The organism is Amaricoccus sp. B4 (genome assembly GCF_043226085.1).
In the GTDB taxonomy this organism is placed as follows: Bacteria; Pseudomonadota; Alphaproteobacteria; order Rhodobacterales; family Rhodobacteraceae; genus Amaricoccus.
Genome location: NZ_CP171225.1, coordinates 2991200 through 3009498, shown reverse-complemented (window position 1 = coordinate 3009498; position 18299 = coordinate 2991200). Strand labels below are relative to the sequence as shown.

Here is an 18299-nt window from a genome sequence, read left to right as displayed (position 1 = left end):
GTGATCATCGGGGCAATCTCCTCATGCCTTCCTCCCGATCGCATTTTCGCGAGGCCCCCGAAGTGATCCTTGACTTTGGTTAAGGCGCAGGGGCCGGAAGCTGCGACCCTGCCCGTCTGTCATCCGGGACGAGGCCATGCAGCCGATCGCCAGACTTGCGACCCTGCTCATCCTGCTCCTGCTCGGCGCCGGGGCAGGCGGCGCGCGCGAGGGCTTCATTGCTCCCGATGCGATTACCCCGGCGGCGCCCGACGCCGCTCTCGCCGCCGAGATGTTCGGCGCGGCCGAGCCGCTGACCGTCACCCGGATCGAGGCGGCTCCGCCCGGCTGGGAGGTCGCGACACCGGGCGGCATACTCGGCTACATCGCCTCCACCTGGGAAATCTCCGGCTCGGTCGGCTACTCCGGACGCCCGATCGACATTCTCGTCGCGATCACGCCGGACGCCCGCATCGCCGGGGCAAGGCTCATGCGCCACAACGAGCCCGTGCTCACCCTCGGCATCTCGACCGAGGACATTGCGGCCTATGTGAACGGCTTTGCCGGCCTCGACCTCGCGGCCGAACGGGTTGCCGCCTTCGAGACCCGCCCGGACCTGCCGGATATCATTGCGCACGCGACCGTCTCGACGGGCGTCATCCGCGACGCCATCCTCCGGACCGCCCGGACCCTCGCGCTTGGCCGCGGCCTCATCAAGACCACGGCCGGGACCCTCGACCGCGTGAGCTTCCGCCCCGAGGGCTGGGAGGCCCTGGTGGCCGAGGGCGCGCTCGCCCATGTCACGGTTCCGATGGCGGAGGCGCGCGCGGCGCTGGGCGGCGCAAGCGTCCCGCTTCCCGAAACGGGCATCTTTCTCGATCTCTGGACCGCGCTGCTCGACCCGCCGACGATCGGCCGCAACCTGCTCGGGCAGCAGGCCTACACCCGGGCGGTCGCCTCCCTCGGGCCGGGTGACGCGCTGCTGCTCGTCGCCTCGGCCGGGCTCCACTCGCATCGCGGCACATCCTGGCGGCGCTCCGGCGTCTTTGACCGCATCGAGGTGATCCAGGGCCGCGAGACCATCACCCTCTCTCGGGATGATTTCCTGCGCATCGACCGTCTGGCCACGCCCGGTGCGCCGGACTTCCGCGAAATCAGCGCCTTCCGCCTGCCCGGCGGCCGCTTCGATCCCTCCCGGCCGTTTCGCGTCGAGGTCAGCGCCACGCGCACGAGCGCAGCGGGCGACACCCTCACCCTGCGCATTCCCCTCGACTACAGAGTGCCCGCCGGGTTCCTCCTGCCCGATCCCCCCGAACCGGAGCCGCTCTGGATGTCCGCGTGGCAGGCGAAGCGCTTCGAGATCGCGGGGGTGGCCACGATGCTCGCGACCCTCACCGGCATCCTCTTCTTCCAGGAAAGCTTCGTCCGCCGCCCGAAACTCTGGCTCCGCGGCCGTTACGCGTTTCTCGCCGTTACCCTCGTCTGGCTCGGCTGGATCGCGGGCGGCCAGCTCTCCGTGGTGCAGGTGGTGGCCTTCCTGCAATCGCTGCTGACCGGTTTCCACTGGGAGACCTTCCTCATCGAGCCGGTCATCTTCCTCATCTGGTCCTTCGTCGGCCTCGGCCTGCTCTTCTGGGGCCGCGGCGTCTTCTGCGGCTGGCTCTGCCCGTTCGGCGCGCTTCAGGAGCTCTCGAACGCCGCCGCCCGCCGCCTCGGCGTGCCCCAGATCGCCGTGCCCTTCGTGCTGCACGAACGCCTCTGGGTCATCAAGTACACGCTCTTCGTCGCGATCCTCGCGCTCTCCTTCTACTCGATGGAGCAGGCCCTGATCCTCGCCGAGGCCGAGCCCTTCAAGACCGTGATCTCGCTCGGGTTCCGCCGCGCCTGGCCCTTCCTGCTCTTTGCCGGCGCCATCCTCACGGCCGGTCTCTTCATCGAGCGGTTCTACTGCCGCTACCTCTGCCCGCTCGGCGCCGCGCTGGCGATCCCGGCCAAGATCAAGCTTTTCGACTGGCTGCGCCGCCGCCCGCAATGCGGTCGCGAATGCAGGCTCTGCGAGGTGAAATGCACGGTGGGCGCCATAGACCCGATCGGCCGCATCAACCCCAACGAATGCATCCTCTGCATGCGCTGCCAGTCGATCTACCACGACCCCGCAACCTGCACGATCCTCAAGGCCCGCGCCAACCGCGCGGCGCGCCAGCCCGCCCCCCCGGCCCAGCAGGGGCGCCCCGCATGAGACCGACCCGGCGCCACTTCCTCGTCATCGCCGCATCGGCGGCCTCCGCCGCCGCGCTCGCGCGCTGGCCCGAGCGGCAATGGGACTGGCGGGGCGATGCGCTCGGCGCCGAGGCCCGCATCCGCCTCACCGGACCGCGCGACGCTGCCGAGGCCGCCATCGCCGCCATCACCGCCGAGATCGACCGGCTCGAGTCCGTCTTCAGCCTCCACCGCCCCGCCTCCGACCTCGCCCGCCTCAACGCCCGGGGCCGGATCGCCGCGCCCTCGCGCGATCTCCTCACCCTGCTCGAACGCGCCCGGCACTGGACCTCCCGCACCGAAGGCGCCTTCGACCCCGCAGTCCAGCCGCTCTGGCAGGCCGCCCTCACCGGCGCGGGCACGGAAGCCGCCCTCGCCCGCGTCCGCGGCGCGCGCATCGCCACCTCCCCCGGCGTCCTGCAGCTCTCCGGTGGCACCGCCCTGACGCTCGACGGCATCGCCCAGGGCTACATTGCCGACCGCGTCGCCGATCTCGTTCTCCGGCACGGCTTCCACGCCCCGCTCATCGACACGGGCGAGATGCGCTTCACCGGCGAGGCCCCCCAGACCCTGCGCCTCCCCGAAGGCGGCGAGACGCTTCGCCTCACCCGCTGCGCGGCCGCGACCAGCGCCCCTGCGGCGATGCGCCTGCCCCGCGGGCACCACCTTTTCGACCCGCGCTCCGGCCTCTCGCCCGAGCTTTGGCGCTCCGTCACCGTGATCGCCCCGGAGGCCACCGATGCCGATGCGCTCTCCACCGCCTTCGCCGTCTCGCCGCGCGCGCGCATCGGCGATCTCGTGCCTCCGGGCACCGCCGTCTTCGCCATCGACCGCGAAGGCAGACTTCACCGCTTCGGCCGCGCCGAGGGTCTCGCCTGAGCCCCCTCCCGCGTCCGAAGCCCTTCAGCCACCCCGATCGAAAGGAGAAAACCCATGACCAACAGGATGCAGCTCACCGGATGGATCCTCGCCGCCTGCCTCGCGAGCCCGGCGCTGGCCGAGGACGCCGACCCGGCCGCCGGCGAGAAGGTCTTCTCGAAGTGCAAGGCCTGCCACCAGGTCGGTCCGGACGCCAGGAACCGCGTCGGTCCCGAGCTCAACGGCATCATCGGCCGGCCCATCGCCGCGCTGCCGGACTTCAAGTATTCCGAAGCGTTCCAGGAAAAGGCCGCCGAGGGCATGGTCTGGTCCGAGGAGAACCTCACCATCTACCTCCAGAAACCGAAGGACTTCATCCCCGGCAACAAGATGACCTTCCCCGGGCTCCGCAAGGAGGAAGACATCACCAACGTGCTCGCCTATCTCGCGACCTTCCCCTGACGGGCAGCCCTGCCGCGCGGGGGGCCTTCCGCCCGCGCGGCAGCAGCACGGCAAAGCCAAACATGCATGCGCCGCTTGACTTTTGTTAAGGACGATCAGGGCGAATTCGCGAAACCTTGATCTCCAAGACAGGCCGTAGCGGAGAAGGCGATGCGCGAAGTCCTCACCAAATCCATGGCCCGCAACATCTTTTTTGGCGGGTCCCTCTTCTTCATCATCATCTTCCTGCTGCTCTCCCTGCAGAGTCACCGCTACATCGTGACGACCTCGACGGACCGCGCGGGCCTGACCGCCTCCGTCGCGCATGGCAAGCGCGTCTGGGAACACAACGCCTGCATCAACTGCCACACGATCCTCGGCGAGGGTGCCTATTTCGCCCCCGAGCTCGGCAACGTCATGACCCGCTGGGGCGTCGAGGACGATCCGGAAGCCGCCTTCGAAACCCTCAAGGGCTGGATGGAAGCGATGCCCACCGGCATCGAGGGCCGCCGGCAGATGCCCCAGTTCAACCTCTCCGACGAGGATATTCGCGGCCTCAGCGACTTCCTCATCTGGACCAACCGCATCCGCACCCAGGACTGGCCGCCGAACGAGGCGGGCTGAGGAGCCGAGAGACATGAAATACCAGACACAATCGATCGCGAAGGTCTATTTTCTCGCCGCCCTCGCCCTCTTCGCCGTCCAGGTTCTGGGCGGGCTGCTCGCGGGCTGGATCTATGTCGCGCCCAACACGCTCTCCGAGATCCTGCCCTTCAACATCGTGCGCATGCTCCACACCAACAGCCTCATCGTCTGGCTGCTGCTGGGCTTCATGGGCGCGGCCTATTTCATCGTGCCGGAGGAGGCCGAGAACGAGATCTTCTCGCCCACGCTCGCCTATGTGCAGCTGGCAATCCTCATCCTCGGCACGCTCGGCGCGGTGCTGACCTATGTCTTCAATCCCTTCGAGGGCCACGTGCTGCTCGGCAAGGAGGGCCGCGAGTTCCTCGAACAGCCGCTCTGGGTGAAGATCGGCATCGTCGTCGCGGCGCTGATCTTCCTCTTCAACATCACCCTCACCGTGCTCCGGGGCCGCAAGACCGCGATCTCCAATGTCCTGCTCATCGGCCTCTGGGGGCTCGCGCTCCTCTTCCTCTTCGCCTTCTACAACCCGTCGAACCTCAGCCTCGACAAGCAGTACTGGTGGTATGTCGTGCATCTCTGGGTCGAGGGCGTCTGGGAGCTCATCATGGCCTCGGTGCTCGCCTTCCTGATGCTGAAGCTCACCGGCGTCGACCGCGAGGTGGTGGAGAAATGGCTCTACGTCATCGTCGCGACCGCGCTCTTCTCCGGCATCCTCGGCACCGGCCACCACTACTACTGGATCGGCATGCCCGGCTACTGGCAGTGGGTCGGCTCGATCTTCTCCACCCTCGAGATCGTTCCGTTCTTCGCCATGATGTCCTTCGCCTTCGTCATGGTCTGGAAGGGCCGCCGCGATCACCCGAACAAGGCAGCACTGCTCTGGTCGCTGGGCTGCGCCACCCTCGCCTTCTTCGGCGCCGGTGTCTGGGGCTTCCTCCACACGCTCCATGGCGTGAACTTCTACACCCACGGCACCCAGATCACCGCCGCCCACGGCCACCTCGCCTTCTTCGGCGCCTATGTCTCGCTCAACCTCGCGCTCTTCACCTATGCGATGCCGATCCTGCTCGGGCGCGATCCCTACAACCAGGTGCTGAACATGGCCTCCTTCTGGCTGATGTCGGGGGGCATGTGCTTCATGACCTTCACCCTCACCTTCGCCGGCACGGTGCAGACGCATCTCCAGCGGGTGCTGGGCATGAACTACATGGACGTCCAGGATCAGCTCGCGATCTTCTACTGGATGCGCTTCGGGGCCGGTGTTGCCGTGGTCATCGGCGTCGCCCTCTTCCTCTACGCGATCCTGCTGCCGCACCGCGAGGTGGTCTCCAAGGACGCAACGGTCGCGGCGGAGTGAGGGGGCCATGGACGGCACGCCCGACATCGCCCCCGGCGGGGCAGCCCCCTACTACCTGCCGCAGGGCCGCGAATGCGAGATCTTCGCCGCGGCTTACGAGCACCGCCTGCCCCTTCTGCTGAAGGGGCCGACGGGCGCGGGCAAGACCCGGTTCGTCGCACACATGGCCGCCCGCCTCGGGCGGCCTCTGGTCACCGTCGCCTGCCATGACGACCTGTCCGCGGCCGATCTCATCGGCCGCTACCTGCTTCGCGGCGGCGAGACGGTCTGGACCGACGGCCCGCTCACCCGCGCCGTGCGCGAGGGGGCGATCTGCTATCTCGACGAGCTGGTCGAGGCACGCAAGGACGTGACGGTGGTGATCCATCCGCTCACCGACGACCGCCGGACCCTGCCCCTCGACCGCACCGGCGAGGAGATCCCCGCCGCGCCGGGCTTCATGCTCGTCGCCTCCTACAACCCCGGCTACCAGAACATCCTGAAAAGCCTGAAGCCCTCGACCCGCCAGCGCTTCATCGCCCTCGAGTTCGACTTCCCCGCGCCCGGGCGCGAGACCGAGATCGTGGCGACCGAAAGCGGCCTCGCCGGCGAGCGGGTCGCAACCCTCGTCCGGCTTGCGGGCAAGCTGCGCGGCCTCCGCGGGCAGGACATCGAGGAAGGCGTCTCGACCCGGCTCGTCGTCTATGCCGCGACCCTCATCGCCGGCGGCATGCCGATGGAACAGGCCATCCGCATCGCGATGATCGAGCCGCTCACTGACGATGCGGATGTCCGGCAGGGGCTGCTCGACCTCGTGACCGCCGTGATCGGCTGAGGGCCGCGATGCCCGAGATCGAGTTCTGGGAACCGGAAGAAAGCGTCGGAAAGATCTGGCATGCGATCGCCAGCGGCCTCGACGCAGCACCCGACCACGCGGACGCCGCCGTCCCGCTCGAGCGCATGGCCGGCCGCATCGCCGTGCTCTTCCGCGGCCTCGGCGGCGATCCGGCCGTCGAGATCGTGCCCGCCGCACCGGCCCCGAGCCCGCACCGGCTGAGCTTCCGCCGCCGCCTCGGCACAGCGGCCGAGCGTGTGACGGAAGCCGGCTGGGACGGCGTGAAGCTCCGCCTGCCGCCCCGCCTCGACATCTTCCCCGAAGGCGCGCTCAATGCCGGGCTCTACCTCTGGCTCGCCGCCAGCGCCGCCCACGCCCGGCCCGCCGCGGAAAGCCCCGATCCCTTCGCCGCCGACCTCGCCCGGATCGCCGAGGCCCGGCGCTGCGCCGCGGCGACCCTGGCCGCGGCCCCCGGCCTCCGCCCGCTCCACGCGCGCCTCTGCCGCGCGGCCCTGGCGCGTCGGCCCGACCCCGCCCGGCTGCCGCGCGCCGAAGCCACCGTCGAGGCCCGCATCCGCGAGGCGCTCGGCGCGCCCCCGCCACACGCCGCGCCCGATCCGTGCGCCCTCGCCACGCCCCGCGGCTACCGCCCCTTCCGCCCTGTGCCGCTGTGGCTCCGCACCGCGCCCCCGTCGGCAGCGGAAGGCGCAGGCCCCGATGACAGCGACGCCGACGGTGCACCGCCCGACACCGGCGAAAGCAGCCGCACCCACCGGGCCCGCCGCCGCGCCACCGATCAGGTCGAGCGCCGCGACAGCCTGATCCTCCACAAGTTCGAGGCGATCCTCTCTTGGGCCGATTTCGCCAACATCAACCGGCGCGTCGAGGAGGACGACCTCGAGAATGCCCGCAAGGCCGCCGACGACATGGACGAGATCGCGCTCGGCAAGGTCTCGAAGGCGCCCGCGACCAAACTCAAGCTCCATCTCGATCTCTCGCCGGCGGATGTGGACCGCGAGCGCCTCTCCGGCCGCCATCTCTACCCCGAATGGGACCACAAGGCCGGCGCCTACCTCCCGGACCATTGCTGCGTGCTCGCCGCCCGCGCAGAGCCGAGCGAAGGCGTCCCGGACGATCCCGCCGCCCGGCGCCGCATTCGTGCCGTGCGCCGCCGCTTCGAGGCGCTCGCCCCCCGCCGTGTCGCCCGCCCGCGTCAGATCGACGGCGAGGAGCTCGACCTCGACGCCGCGGTGGGCGCACTCATCGACCTCCGCGCCACCGGCCGCGGCTCCGACCGGATCTGGACCGCGACCCGGACGGAGGCGCGCGATCTCGCCGTCTCGATCCTGATTGACGCCTCGCGCTCCACCGAGAGCGCCGTCACCGGCCGCGCGGTGATCGACATCGCCCGCGAGGCGCTGACCGCGCTTGCCTGGGGGATCGAGGGCTGCGGCGACGACTGTGCCATCAACGCCTTCTCCTCGCTCCGCCGCGACCGGGTCTTCGTCCAGGACTGCAAGCGCTTCGACGAGCCGATGGGCCGCGAGGTCGAGGGCCGGATCTGGGGCCTCCGCCCGGGCTTCTACACCCGTCTCGGCGCCGCCATCCGCCATGCCTCGGCCGAACTCGCGGCCCGCGAGCGCCGGCGCCGGCTCCTCCTCGTCATCACCGACGGCAAGCCCAACGACCTCGACCATTACGAAGGCCGCCACGGCATCGAGGACAGCCGCATGGCGATCATCGAGGCCCGCCGCCGCGGCCAGGCTGTCTACGGCATCGCCATCGAGGCCGAGGCGAAGGTCTGGTTCCCCCGCCTCTTCGGCCGCGGCGGCTACACCGTCATCCCGCATCCCGACCGTCTGACCGACGCGCTGCCGGGCATCTACCGCCAGCTGGTCGGCACATGAGCGCCGCCCCCGATCCCGATGGCGGCGTCTGGGCCGAACTGCCGGGCGATCTGATGATGTGGGTGCTCATCGCGAGCGAGCTGCTGGTCTTCGGCGCGGGCCTCGCCTCGTTTCTCGCCGTCCGGGCAACCGATCCGGAGGGCTTCGCCGCGGCGCAGGATCTCCTCGACCGCACGGCGGGTGCGCTCAACACCATGGTGCTCATCACCAGCGGCTATGCCGCGGCCGCCGCCATTGCCGCGCGCCGCGCCGGCGCCCGCGGCAAGGCGCGCCTCCGCCTCGGCGCCGCCGCCCTCTTCGGCGCGGTGTTCCTCGCCATCAAGGCGCATGAATACGCCGCCAAGATCGCCGAGGGCATCGACACCGAAACCCACCCGTTCTTCACCTTCTACTACCTGCTGACCGGCTTTCATGCCGCGCATGTGGTGGCCGGGATCGTCATTCTCGGGCTCATCGCCCTCCGGGACGACCTCCACACCATGGAGACGGGCGTTGCCTTCTGGCACATGGTCGATCTCGTCTGGGTGCTGCTCTTCCCCGTGATCTACCTGCTCCGCTGACGCCGATGACCCGCGCCTGGCTCACCCTCCTCGCCCTCGGCCTCGTCACGACCGCCCTCGCCGCGGCGCCGGTCGGGGCGATGTCGCCGGCCGCCGCCCTGGTCTCGGCGCTGATCCTGATCGTGGCCTGGATCAAGATGCGCCTCATCCTCCGCAACTATCTCGAACTGCGGCACTCGCAGACCTGGAGCCGGGTCTTCGGCTGGATCCTCGGGATCTTCGCCCTCGCCCTCTACGGCCTCTACCTCATCCCCCTCGCCTGAGCCCGCGCTCAGCCGGAGCGGCTCCAGGCGAGCGCCGGGTCGCGGATCGCGAAATGCTGCAGCACCTCGACATCCCGGATCGTCGCGACATTGGCGGTGATCCGCACACCCGCATCCCGCCGCAGCCGCGAGAAGGCGCGGGACAGGCTCTCGGGCTTCATGCCGAGCCGCCCCGCGATGAGGTTCTTGTCATAGGGCAGCATCACGGTGGCCGGCCCCTTCTCCGCCTCGCAGAGTTCGAGCAGGAACCCCGCGACCCGCTGCGCCCCGGTCCGGGCCTTCAGTGCCTCGATCTGCACCACGAGGAAATGAAGATGGCGCGACATCGCCGAAAGCACCGCCCCGAGGCTCTCGGGCTCGGCCTTGACCACATCGAGAAACACGCCCGGATCGATCTGGAGCACGCGGCAGTCCGTCACCGCCTCCCCGGTGACCGGATAGGGATGCCCCTGGAAGGCCACCGCCTCGCCGACGCTCTGACCCGCGGTATAGACGGCAATGACGGCCTCCCCGCCGCTCTGTGTCATGCGGTAGAGCTTCACCCAGCCCTCGAGCACGATGTAGATCGAGCGCGCGCGCTGGTTCTGCAGGAAGATCGTCTCGCCGCGCCGGAAACGCCGGGTCACCGCCCGCGCCAGCACCTGATCGGCGATCCGCGCGGGAAGGTCGGACATGAGAATCGAGCGCCGCGCCACGTCGAGCGCCCCGCCCGTCCTCGGCCGCGCCTGCGGCGCCGGTTCTCCGGCCGGGAGCCCACAGCCCTCACTGCAATACTCCTCGCTCTGGAGCTCGTCGTCAGGTTGCATCTCTCGTCCTCCCAAAGTCACGGAGCCCGCTGCCGTCAGGAATCGCAGTCACTGTCGAAGCGCCGGCGTGGAGCGCTACGTTATTGTTGTAAAACGACAATTTGCAGGATTTGCCATATCCCGCCGGTTGCGGCGCAGCAGCGCGCGACACATCCTCCCGATCCCCGCAAGCGCCGCCGCCCCGGCAGGCCCGAGGGCGCCCGCCGCAGCGGCGCGCCGGGCGTTCCCGGAAGCCGCCATCGCATCAAGCCGGTATCCGCCGGCCGCCGAGACAGGGAATAGGCCAGACGCCGCCCCGCGACGTTGCGCAAACGCAACGTCCCGCCCTGCAACGCGCGGCAGATTTGATGCAGCTCGTCAGGGAGACCTGGAATGACGACCGCGCCCGATGATCTGCACGCGCCCCTCGCCGACCTGTTCCGCGAATGGCCCGAAACAGCCTGCACCTTCATGGAAAACGGCATGCTCTGTCCGGGCTGCCCCTTCGCGCCGTTTCACTCCGTCGCGGATGCCTGCCGGGAATACGGGATCGACCCCGACCACCTGCGCGACATGCTCGGTGCCAGGATCAGGGCGAGCCGGCGCCGGACGCCCCGCTCAGAAGCATGAGCTGGTGCGGATCGGTCACCGTGATGTGCTTGCGCGCGCTCTCCACGATCCCGCGCTTCTCCCAGGCCGCGAGCAGACGGCTCACGGTATGCAGCGTCGTCCCGGTCATTTCGGAAATGTTCGCGCGCGTCACCGGAAAGCCGATCTCGATGCCGCCGTCGGCCTTGCGCCCCGACTGATGCACCATGCGCAGGAGCGCCGAGGCGACCCGCTGCTCGACGGCCTTGGTGGCAAGCTCCATGACCGTCTCCTGCACCTCGCCCAGCCGGTTCCCGAGCGTCCGGTAGGTTTCCGAGGCGAACCCGTCATACTTCCCGGCAAAGACCGTCCAGAGCCGCACCGGCCAGGAGAGCGTCACCGATTCCGAGGCACAGATGGCCGTGGCCGGATAATGCGTCCGGCCGATCGCCGGGGCGATCCCGAGCAGCTCTCCCGGCGGAATGTGGAGCACGATGATCTGCTCGCCCTCGGGCGAGGTCCGCACCGCGCGCACGAAGCCGTCGAGCAGCAGGAAGAAGCGCTCCGCCGCCATGCCCTCCCGGAACACGGCCGCGCCCTCCGCATGCCGGCCCGGCCGCGCCAGATCGAGGATCTCGCGGATCTCCGGGCGCGACAGCTTGGAAAAGGGCGGCACGCCCCTCAGAAGGCTCTCATCGAGTCTGGACACGGATTTCGTCCCGAAGGTTGCGAAACGGCAAGGTCAGCGAACGAGAACTAGCCCATCTCCGTGACAGACGAAACACGCAGGCCGGCGCCGCGCCGCATATTCGCGCACGGGGCCGCCCTTGTCGAGACAACCCCGGAGATGCCCCCATGCCCGAGAAAAGCCCCTACCACGGCCCGGCCCTCTTCGGATACGGCTTCCGGCCCTTCTTCCTCGCCGCCTGCCTCTTCGGCCTCGGCGCGGTGCCGGCCTGGATCCTCGTCTGGCATGGAGACCTGCGGCTCGGCGGCCCGTTCGAGGGCGTGGACTGGCATGTCCACGAGATGCTCTTCGGCTATGCCACCGCCGTCATCGCGGGCTTTCTCTTCACCGCCGTGCCGAACTGGACCGGCCGCCTGCCCCTGCGCGGCTGGCCGCTCGTCGGGCTTCTCGTCCTCTGGCTCCTCGGCCGCCTCGCGGTCGCGGGCGCGGTGCCACTGCCGTGGTGGGCGGTGATGATCCTCGACAGCCTCTTTCTCCTCGCGATCTCCACGGCCATCGGCCGCGAGATCATCGCCGCGCGCAACCGGAAGAACCTGCGCGTGGTCATTCCGGTCGCGCTGCTCTTCCTGGCCAACGTGATCTTCCACCTCGAGGTGGCCCTCACCGGCAGCTCCGATCACGGCCGCCGCCTCGGCTTCGCCGTCATCATCTTCCTCGTCATGCTGATCGGCGGCCGCATCATCCCGAGCTTCACCCGCAACTGGCTCGCCCAGCGCGGTGCCGCGCGTCTGCCCGCACCGTTCGGCCGCTTCGATGCGCTCTGCATGGCTGCGGGCGGCATCGCCCTCCTCGTCTGGGTCGCGGCTCCGGCCGCATTTGCCACCTCGCTTCTCCTCGGCGCCGCGGGCCTCCTGCACATCGCGCGGCTCGCCCGCTGGCGCGGCGGCGCGACGCTCGCCTCCCCGCTCCTCCTCATGCTCCACGTCGCCTATGCCTTCGTGCCCGCGGGCCTCCTCGCAACGGCGGCCTTCGGCACGGGCAACCCCGCCATGGGGCTGCATCTCTGGGGCATCGGCGCGATCGGCGGCATGACGGTCGCGGTGATGATGCGCGCGACCCGCGGCCATACCGGGCGCAGCCTCATCGCCGGCCCCTGGCTCGCCGCCGCCTTCTGGATGATCGTCGCCGCGGCCCTGGTCCGCGGCCTCCTGCCCGGCAGCGCGGCGGCCGGCCTCGACGGCATCACCCTCTCCGCGCTCCTCTGGACCGTCGGCTTCGGCATCCTCTCAGTGCGGATCACCCCCTGGCTCGCGCTCCCGAGCCCCGCACGCCGCAGCCCCTCGCGCCATCCGGGCTGACGTCGGCCCGGCCACCCCGCCGAAAAAAAGCGCCGCGCCCGACAATGGAATGCGTTCACAGCCCTCCCGGCCTGTCCTACCACTGGGAAGACACCAACGGGAGGACTGCATGCCGCTGAAGGACTTTCCGATCTGGCGCCGCCCGCGCCATCACCTCGATGTCGAAGGGGCAGGCGACCACGTGCACTGGGTCGAGCTTTTCTTCGACCTCATCCATGTCGTCACCGTCTTCATGCTGGGGAACTTCCTCTCCCACCATCTGGACTGGCACGGGTTCTGGATCTTCACCGGCCTCTTCCTCGCGATCTTCTTCGCCTGGGCCGACAGCTCGGTCTACAATTCCCTCTACATCTCGACAGACATCCCGCACCGGACGGTGATGGCGGTGCAGATCGTGACGATGATGTTCATCGCCGCGGCCATTCCCGCCGTCACCAGCGGCGGATGGCCCTATTTCGCGCTGGGCTACGCGCTCAACCGGGCCCTGACCGCCTGGCTCTACTGGCGCGCGCGCTCGACCGGCGCCGAGGAAACCTCGCTCGCCTACGAACAGGGGCGCAACTTCTTCGTCCTCGCCGCGGTCTTTGCGCTCTCCGCGGTCCTCCCGAAGCCGCTCGCCTACTGGGTCTTTGGCGCGGGCGTCCTGCTCATCCAGGTGCAGTACATGGCCCCGCGCTTCGGCACGCTCCGCTTCGAGCGCTTCCTGCCCCGCCTCGGCCACCTCTCCGAACGCTTCGCCCTGCTCATGCTGATCCTGCTCGGCGAGGGCTTCTTCAAGCTCGTCGTCACCCTCGCCGACAAGGGCATCTACAAGGCCGCCCCCGGCACGCTCTTCAACCTCGCCATGGGCGGGCTCTCGCTCTTCGCGATGGCCTGGATCTACTTCGACAGCGTCGGAAACGCGAAACCCCGGAGCCGCGCCGTCCCGGTCCTGCTCGCCTACTGGATTGCCCATATCGTGATCCTCTGGAGCGCGGTGCTGGTCGGCGTCGCCCTCGCCGGAGAGGTCTATGTCGGGCTCTGGCAACCCTACCCCAGCGGCTACGGCACCATCGGCACGCTCGGCCTCGCCGTCTTCCTCGCCGCCCTCTGGTGGCTCCAGACCCTCGTCGAGGGCCGCGACGTCACCCGCAGCTACCATTCCTGGAAGGTCCGGCTCTTCGGCATCGTCATGGCGCTCTGCGTGCTCGCGATCCACCCCTTCGTGCCCTCGATCATCGGCAATCTGCTCTGGGGCATCGGCCTCTTCGCGCAGATCGCCGTGCCGCTCTACCGCTCGACGCAGGACATGCGACGCGAGCCGGCCGCATGACGCGGCGCCACCACCTCCGGCGGCGGGTCTTCGAGATCCTCGAGCGGCCAAGCCGGGCCGACAAGCTCTCCTGGGCGCTCGAACTCGCACTGATCGCGCTCATCATCGCCAATGTCGTCGCTGTCGCGCTGGAAACCGTGGGCGAGATCCACGCCGAATACCGCACGCAGTTCCACCTCTTCGACCTGCTCTCCGTCTCGGTCTTCACCGCCGAATACGTGCTGCGGCTCTGGGCCTGCGTCGAGGCCGAACCGGACCTCACCCCCCTCCAGGCCCGGCTGCGCTACGCCCGCTCGCCGATCGCGCTCGTCGATCTCGCGGCGGTTCTGCCGTTCTATCTCGCGCTCTTCATGCCCTTCAACATCCACATGCTGCGGATGCTGCGACTGCTGCGGGTCTACAAGCTCACCCGGTATTCACCGGCGCTCGGCGTGCTGATGAACGTGATCCGCGAGGAATCCGCGACGCTGCTCGCCGCCTTCTCGATCCTCGCGATCCTGCTCGTCTTCGCCGCGACCGGCGCCTACCTCGTCGAGCACAAGGCCCAGCCCGAGAACTTCGGCTCGATCCCGGCGGCCATGTGGTGGGCGATCGTCACCCTCACCACCGTGGGCTACGGCGACGTGACGCCGATCACCGCCGCGGGCCGGCTCTTCGGCGCGCTCGTCACCGTGCTCGGGGTCGGCATGGCCGCCCTTCCCGCCGGTATCCTCGCAAGCGGCCTCGCCGATCACCTGCACCGCCGGCGCGACCACCTCCGCACCCAGTTCCGCCTCGCGCTCGAGGACGGCAAGATCGACCTCAGCGAGGGCCGCAAGATCGAACAGCTCCGCCGCGAGCTCGCGATCAGCCGCGACGTCGCCCGCGAGATCTATGACGAGATCCGCCTCCGGCGCCAGCGCGTGCTGAGCTGCACCTGCCCGGAATGCGGGCACCGGTTCGACCTGCAGACCGAGGAAGGCGACACGCCCTGAGCGGCGGCCGCGGCACCCGTCCCCGCCTCAGTCCTCGCGCCAGGCCTCGGCCACCCAGGGCGCGGGCCGGATGTAATGCCGGAGATAGCGCAGCGGCGGATCGTGGCGGTCGGGCGCCAGAAGCCCCCTGAGATGCGCCGCCGGGCTGCCCGGCGTGTAATGCTTGTTGTAGCGCCCGGCGATCACATGCGGCGGCAGCGTGCCGCCCGGAAAGATCACCACCTTCGCCCCGTCCGGGCATTTCGGCGGCAGCAGGAAATTGAGCGGGAAGCTCCGCGTGCAGTCGCGCCGGAAATGCCGCACCCAGCGCCGCGGCCAGAACCGGATCCCCCCCGGCGCCTCCCGCGTCACATAGCGCTGCTCGAAGCGGTAGGTGTCGGCCACACCCTGCGGATCGGCCCGGAACCGCTCCTGCAACGGATGGAGCTTGCCGACCGGAAAGCGGAAGATCGAGGTCTGGCCGAGCTTCTCGAACGGCGTGTTCTCGTTCCGCGCGAGGATCACATCCTCGGGAGCGCCCTCCTCGAAGAAGCCGTCGAGCGAGCCCACCACCACCATGTCGAGATCCATGAAGAGCACCGGCCCCTCGAGATCGGCAAGCCGCGCGCTCCAGAGCCGCGCCTTGGGCCAGATGCCCTGGGTGCCCGTCGGCATCTCGACATCGAGCTCGGGCAGCGGCTCGGTCCGCACCTCCGGCCGGATGCCGCCGGGATCGTCGCAGAAGCAGGTAAAGGTGAATGGCCCCGTGATGTTGCGGGCAACGCCTGCATAGAGCCGGTTGATGTAGGTCGGACCGTATTTGCGGCCCCAGTTGATGCAGATGACCTGCTTTTTCATGCGCTCCCGGCCCACGTTCCGGCGGCTGTCCCGGGATCAGAAATCCGAGATGATGCCCTTGCGTTCCCAGTCTCCAAAGCGGATCGGCTCCGGCCCGTCGCGGCCGCCGAGCTCCGGCGGCAGCTCGAGCGGCTTGGCTTCCGCCCGCCGCGCCTCGGCCTCCTTGAGCGCCCGCGCGGCCGCTTCGGCAATGCGAGCCTCTTTTTCGTCTGACATCTCGGATATATATCCTTCCCCAAACCGGGGCCGACTATAGGGCTTCGCAGTCGTCTGCCGCAAGGCCGGAGGGAAGATGAACTACTTCAGGACGATGCTTCTGCTCGCCGCGATGACCGCGCTCTTCATGGGCGTGGGCTACATGCTCGGCGGCACCGGAGGCATGCTGATCGCACTCCTGTTCGCGATCGGCACCAATGCCTTCGCCTACTGGAATTCCGACAAGATGGTGCTCCGCATGTACAATGCGGAACCCGTCACCCAGGCCAGCGCGCCCGACCTCTACCGCATGGTGGCCGAGCTGGCGCGCAACGCCGATCTGCCCATGCCGAAACTCTACGTCCTGCGCGATCAGCAGCCGAACGCCTTCGCGACCGGCCGCAATCCGGAGAACGCCGCGGTGGCCGTCACCACCGGGATCATGCAGGTGCTCGACCACGACGAGCTCGCCGGCGTCGTCGCCCATGAGCTCGCCCACATCAAGAACCGCGACACGCTGACGATGACCATCGCCGCGACCGTCGCCGGTGCGATCTCGATGCTCGCGCAGTTCGGCCTCTTCTTCGGCGGCAACCGCGACGAGCGCAGCCCCTTCGGCTTCGTCGGCGTGCTGCTTGCGGCGCTTCTCGCCCCCTTCGCGGCGATGATGATCCAGATGATGATCAGCCGCACGCGGGAATACTCCGCCGACCGGATGGGGGCGCAGATCTGCGGCGCACCGATGGCGCTGGCAAGCGCGCTGCGCAAGATCTCGGGCTATGCCGCCCGGATCGAGATGCCGGATGCCGAACGCAACCCGGCGTCGGCGCACATGTTCATCATCAACCCGCTCTCGGGGGCCCGGATGGACAACCTCTTCTCCACGCATCCCAACGTCGAGAACCGCATCCGCGCGCTTCAGGAGCTGCAGGGCGAGATCGCGCCGCGCCCGAGCGTCCGCCCGAGCCCCCTGCCGAAGACCGGTCGCCGGTCCGGGCCCTGGGGATGAGCACATCCGCCAGGAAAGCCGCCCCCGCGCCCGTGCCGGGGCTCGCCGCGCGCAAGGCCGCGATGGAGCTCCTCTCGGGCGTGCTCGACCGCGCCACGAGCCTCGCCGACCAGCTCGGCTCCGGCGCGCTCGATGATCTCGCCCCCGAGGAACGCGCCCGCGCCCAGAGCCTCGCCACCCTCACCCTGCGCCATCTCGGCCGGATCGACGCCCTGCTCGCGGGCTTTCTCGACCGCCGGCCGCCGCGCCCGGCCCAGCACGCGCTCCGCCTCGCCACGGCGGAGATCCATATGGAGGGCGTGCCCGCCCATGCCGCCGTCGATGCCGCCGTCCGGCTCACCCGCGGCCATCCGAAGACCGGGCATCTCTCGGGCCTCGTGAACGCGGTGGGCCGCCGCATCGCCGAGGCGGAGGCCACCTGGGCCGCCCTGCCCGAAGGCAAGCTCCCCGACTGGCTCGACGGCATGCTGGTGAAGGCCTGGGGGCGGGAGACCGCCGATGCCATCATCGCCGCCCAGCGCGCCGCGCCGCCCACCGACATCACGCCCCGCGACCCGGCAACGGCGGCGGATCTCGCCCGGCGCCTCGGCGGCACGCTCCTGCCGACCGGCAGCATCCGCCTCGCCGCGCCGGGCCAGATCTCGCGCCTGCCCGGCTTTGCCGAAGGCGCCTGGTGGGTGCAGGACGCCGCCGCCGCCCTGCCCGCGCGGCTTCTGGGCCCGGTGGCGGGCCTTCGCGTTCTCGACCTCTGCGCCGCTCCGGGCGGCAAGACGCTCCAGCTCGCCGCCGCCGGGGCCCGCGTCACCGCGCTCGACATGTCCGAACCCCGCCTCGCACGGCTCCGCGAGAACCTCGCCCGCACCCGCCTCTCGGCGGAAATCGTCACCGCGGATGCGCTCGCCTGGGCGCCGGATGCGCCCTTCGACGCGATCCTGATCGACGCGCCCTGCTCGGCCACCGGCACGATCCGGCGCCACCCCGACCTGCCCTATCTCCGCCGCCCCGAGGATGTCGCCAGCCTCGTCGAGCTTCAGGCCGGCCTGCTCGCCCGCGCCTGGGGCTGGCTGGCGCCCGGCGGGCGGCTCGTGGCCTGCACCTGCTCGCTGCTGCCCCGTGAGGGCGAGCGCCAGATCGCCCGCTTTCTCGCCGGGACCCCGGAGGCGCGCATCTCCCCGCCCGACGCCTCCGCCCTCGGGCTCGAGCCCGGCTGGATCGACGCTTCGGGCGGCCTGCGCCTCCGCCCGGATTTCTGGCCGGATCTCGGCGGCATGGACGGCTTCCACGCCGCCCTTCTGAGCAAGGTGGGCCCGGCCCCGGGGGATTGAGGCGGCGCGGCAACACTCGCGCGAAAAACGGGTCTCTCCAAAACGGCCTGAACGCAGGATTTCGCCCTAAACACTTGGTTCCGGGCGAAATCCCGTTTCACACTGCATTTCCGTCCGAGGCGCTTTTGCTCTAGACTCGCGCCTC

At 69.7% G+C, this 18299-nt stretch carries 19 protein-coding genes; 15 read left to right on the top strand and 4 right to left on the bottom strand.

From position 1 onward, the window contains the following. Positions 1 to 136 precede the first annotated feature (136 nt). From ACF66B_RS14490 to ACF66B_RS14450, 9 genes are all read left to right on the top strand, one after another. Positions 137 to 2218 (top strand): NosR/NirI family protein, encoded by a 2082-nt coding sequence (locus ACF66B_RS14490; RefSeq protein WP_111428990.1) that lies wholly within the window; start codon positions 137 to 139, stop codon positions 2216 to 2218. Then, a complete protein-coding gene (locus ACF66B_RS14485; protein ID WP_162683192.1) occupies positions 2215 to 3117 on the top strand; it encodes an FAD:protein FMN transferase in 903 nt (300 codons plus the stop codon). The genes ACF66B_RS14490 and ACF66B_RS14485 overlap by 4 nt, the downstream gene beginning before the upstream one ends. A 54-nt stretch (positions 3118 to 3171) precedes the next feature. Further along, complete coding sequence (locus ACF66B_RS14480; protein ID WP_111428992.1) at positions 3172 to 3558, top strand: cytochrome c family protein; 387 nt, start codon at positions 3172 to 3174, stop codon at positions 3556 to 3558. Positions 3559 to 3708: 150 nt separating this feature from the next. Continuing rightward, on the top strand, positions 3709 to 4161 hold the full coding sequence (locus tag ACF66B_RS14475) for a cytochrome c (protein WP_111428993.1): 453 nt from the start codon (positions 3709 to 3711) through the stop codon (positions 4159 to 4161). A 13-nt stretch (positions 4162 to 4174) separates the two neighbouring features. Continuing rightward, a complete protein-coding gene (locus ACF66B_RS14470; protein ID WP_111428994.1) occupies positions 4175 to 5539 on the top strand; it encodes a cbb3-type cytochrome c oxidase subunit I in 1365 nt (454 codons plus the stop codon). A 7-nt stretch (positions 5540 to 5546) separates the two neighbouring features. After that, positions 5547 to 6353, top strand: a complete 807-nt coding sequence (locus tag ACF66B_RS14465) for a CbbQ/NirQ/NorQ/GpvN family protein (RefSeq protein WP_111428995.1) — start codon at positions 5547 to 5549, stop codon at positions 6351 to 6353. Between the two features lie 8 nt (positions 6354 to 6361). Next, positions 6362 to 8260, top strand: a complete 1899-nt coding sequence (locus ACF66B_RS14460) for a nitric oxide reductase D protein (RefSeq protein WP_111428996.1) — start codon at positions 6362 to 6364, stop codon at positions 8258 to 8260. Beyond that, a complete protein-coding gene (locus ACF66B_RS14455; RefSeq protein ID WP_392663047.1) occupies positions 8257 to 8820 on the top strand; it encodes a cytochrome c oxidase subunit 3 in 564 nt (187 codons plus the stop codon). Before ACF66B_RS14460 ends, ACF66B_RS14455 begins: the two co-directional genes overlap by 4 nt. Before the next feature lie 5 nt (positions 8821 to 8825). Further along, positions 8826 to 9083, top strand: coding sequence for a cytochrome C oxidase subunit IV family protein (locus ACF66B_RS14450; RefSeq protein ID WP_111428997.1), 258 nt, complete (start codon positions 8826 to 8828; stop codon positions 9081 to 9083). 8 nt (positions 9084 to 9091) lie between these two features. Here ACF66B_RS14450 and ACF66B_RS14445 read toward each other — a convergent pair whose 3' ends face one another. Further along, positions 9092 to 9889, bottom strand: coding sequence for a Crp/Fnr family transcriptional regulator (locus ACF66B_RS14445; protein WP_111428998.1), 798 nt, complete (start codon positions 9887 to 9889; stop codon positions 9092 to 9094). A 372-nt stretch (positions 9890 to 10261) separates the two neighbouring features. Here ACF66B_RS14445 and ACF66B_RS14440 point away from each other — a divergent pair, with 372 nt between their 5' ends. Then, positions 10262 to 10498: a DUF1858 domain-containing protein gene (locus ACF66B_RS14440; protein WP_111428999.1), complete on the top strand. Its 237-nt coding sequence runs from the start codon at positions 10262 to 10264 to the stop codon at positions 10496 to 10498. Here the strand turns inward: ACF66B_RS14440 and ACF66B_RS14435 are convergent. Further along, positions 10458 to 11165 (bottom strand): Crp/Fnr family transcriptional regulator, encoded by a 708-nt coding sequence (locus tag ACF66B_RS14435; RefSeq protein ID WP_111429000.1) that lies wholly within the window; start codon positions 11163 to 11165, stop codon positions 10458 to 10460. The two genes, ACF66B_RS14440 and ACF66B_RS14435, sit on opposite strands and share 41 nt — an antisense overlap. Before the next feature lie 146 nt (positions 11166 to 11311). Here ACF66B_RS14435 and ACF66B_RS14430 point away from each other — a divergent pair, with 146 nt between their 5' ends. The 3 genes from ACF66B_RS14430 (at position 11312) to ACF66B_RS14420 (ending at position 14788) form a co-directional block, all read left to right on the top strand. After that, a complete protein-coding gene (locus ACF66B_RS14430; RefSeq protein ID WP_111429001.1) occupies positions 11312 to 12502 on the top strand; it encodes an NnrS family protein in 1191 nt (396 codons plus the stop codon). 109 nt (positions 12503 to 12611) lie between these two features. Beyond that, positions 12612 to 13814, top strand: a complete 1203-nt coding sequence (locus tag ACF66B_RS14425; RefSeq protein WP_111429002.1) for a low temperature requirement protein A — start codon at positions 12612 to 12614, stop codon at positions 13812 to 13814. Then, the gene (locus ACF66B_RS14420) at positions 13811 to 14788 is read left to right on the top strand and encodes an ion transporter (protein WP_111429003.1); all 978 of its coding nucleotides are present in this window, start codon (positions 13811 to 13813) and stop codon (positions 14786 to 14788) included. The genes ACF66B_RS14425 and ACF66B_RS14420 overlap by 4 nt, the downstream gene beginning before the upstream one ends. Before the next feature lie 27 nt (positions 14789 to 14815). Here ACF66B_RS14420 and ACF66B_RS14415 read toward each other — a convergent pair whose 3' ends face one another. Together ACF66B_RS14415 and ACF66B_RS14410 are read right to left on the bottom strand one after the other, a co-directional pair. After that, positions 14816 to 15625: a glycosyl transferase gene (locus ACF66B_RS14415; RefSeq protein ID WP_111429004.1), complete on the bottom strand. Its 810-nt coding sequence runs from the start codon at positions 15623 to 15625 to the stop codon at positions 14816 to 14818. A gap of 36 nt (positions 15626 to 15661) precedes the next feature. Continuing rightward, positions 15662 to 15841, bottom strand: a complete 180-nt coding sequence (locus ACF66B_RS14410) for a DUF1674 domain-containing protein (RefSeq protein WP_111429005.1) — start codon at positions 15839 to 15841, stop codon at positions 15662 to 15664. Positions 15842 to 15917: 76 nt separating this feature from the next. On the opposite strand from ACF66B_RS14410, the gene htpX reads away from it, so the two are divergent. Both htpX and ACF66B_RS14400 read left to right on the top strand, forming a co-directional pair. Continuing rightward, positions 15918 to 16829, top strand: coding sequence for a zinc metalloprotease HtpX (gene htpX, locus ACF66B_RS14405; protein WP_111429006.1), 912 nt, complete (start codon positions 15918 to 15920; stop codon positions 16827 to 16829). Continuing rightward, positions 16826 to 18154 carry a transcription antitermination factor NusB gene (locus tag ACF66B_RS14400; protein WP_111429007.1) on the top strand — a complete coding sequence of 443 codons (1329 nt, stop codon included), beginning with the start codon at positions 16826 to 16828 and terminating at the stop codon, positions 18152 to 18154. The genes htpX and ACF66B_RS14400 overlap by 4 nt, the downstream gene beginning before the upstream one ends. Positions 18155 to 18299 lie beyond the last annotated feature (145 nt).

Bases quoted from the DNA above. Each gene is read 5' to 3' on its own strand.
- ACF66B_RS14490 (WP_111428990.1), top strand. From the start codon at position 137: ATGCAGCCGATCGCCAGACTTGCGACCCTGCTCATCCTGCTCCTGCTC.
- ACF66B_RS14485 (WP_162683192.1), top strand. From the start codon at position 2,215: ATGAGACCGACCCGGCGCCACTTCCTCGTCATCGCCGCATCGGCGGCC.
- ACF66B_RS14480 (WP_111428992.1), top strand. From the start codon at position 3,172: ATGACCAACAGGATGCAGCTCACCGGATGGATCCTCGCCGCCTGCCTC.
- ACF66B_RS14475 (WP_111428993.1), top strand. From the start codon at position 3,709: ATGCGCGAAGTCCTCACCAAATCCATGGCCCGCAACATCTTTTTTGGC.
- ACF66B_RS14470 (WP_111428994.1), top strand. From the start codon at position 4,175: ATGAAATACCAGACACAATCGATCGCGAAGGTCTATTTTCTCGCCGCC.
- ACF66B_RS14465 (WP_111428995.1), top strand. From the start codon at position 5,547: ATGGACGGCACGCCCGACATCGCCCCCGGCGGGGCAGCCCCCTACTAC.
- ACF66B_RS14460 (WP_111428996.1), top strand. From the start codon at position 6,362: ATGCCCGAGATCGAGTTCTGGGAACCGGAAGAAAGCGTCGGAAAGATC.
- ACF66B_RS14455 (WP_392663047.1), top strand. From the start codon at position 8,257: ATGAGCGCCGCCCCCGATCCCGATGGCGGCGTCTGGGCCGAACTGCCG.
- ACF66B_RS14450 (WP_111428997.1), top strand. From the start codon at position 8,826: ATGACCCGCGCCTGGCTCACCCTCCTCGCCCTCGGCCTCGTCACGACC.
- ACF66B_RS14445 (WP_111428998.1), bottom strand. From the start codon at position 9,889: ATGCAACCTGACGACGAGCTCCAGAGCGAGGAGTATTGCAGTGAGGGC.
- ACF66B_RS14440 (WP_111428999.1), top strand. From the start codon at position 10,262: ATGACGACCGCGCCCGATGATCTGCACGCGCCCCTCGCCGACCTGTTC.
- ACF66B_RS14430 (WP_111429001.1), top strand. From the start codon at position 11,312: ATGCCCGAGAAAAGCCCCTACCACGGCCCGGCCCTCTTCGGATACGGC.
- ACF66B_RS14425 (WP_111429002.1), top strand. From the start codon at position 12,612: ATGCCGCTGAAGGACTTTCCGATCTGGCGCCGCCCGCGCCATCACCTC.
- ACF66B_RS14420 (WP_111429003.1), top strand. From the start codon at position 13,811: ATGACGCGGCGCCACCACCTCCGGCGGCGGGTCTTCGAGATCCTCGAG.
- ACF66B_RS14415 (WP_111429004.1), bottom strand. From the start codon at position 15,625: ATGAAAAAGCAGGTCATCTGCATCAACTGGGGCCGCAAATACGGTCCG.
- ACF66B_RS14410 (WP_111429005.1), bottom strand. From the start codon at position 15,841: ATGTCAGACGAAAAAGAGGCTCGCATTGCCGAAGCGGCCGCGCGGGCG.
- htpX (WP_111429006.1), top strand. From the start codon at position 15,918: ATGAACTACTTCAGGACGATGCTTCTGCTCGCCGCGATGACCGCGCTC.
- ACF66B_RS14400 (WP_111429007.1), top strand. From the start codon at position 16,826: ATGAGCACATCCGCCAGGAAAGCCGCCCCCGCGCCCGTGCCGGGGCTC.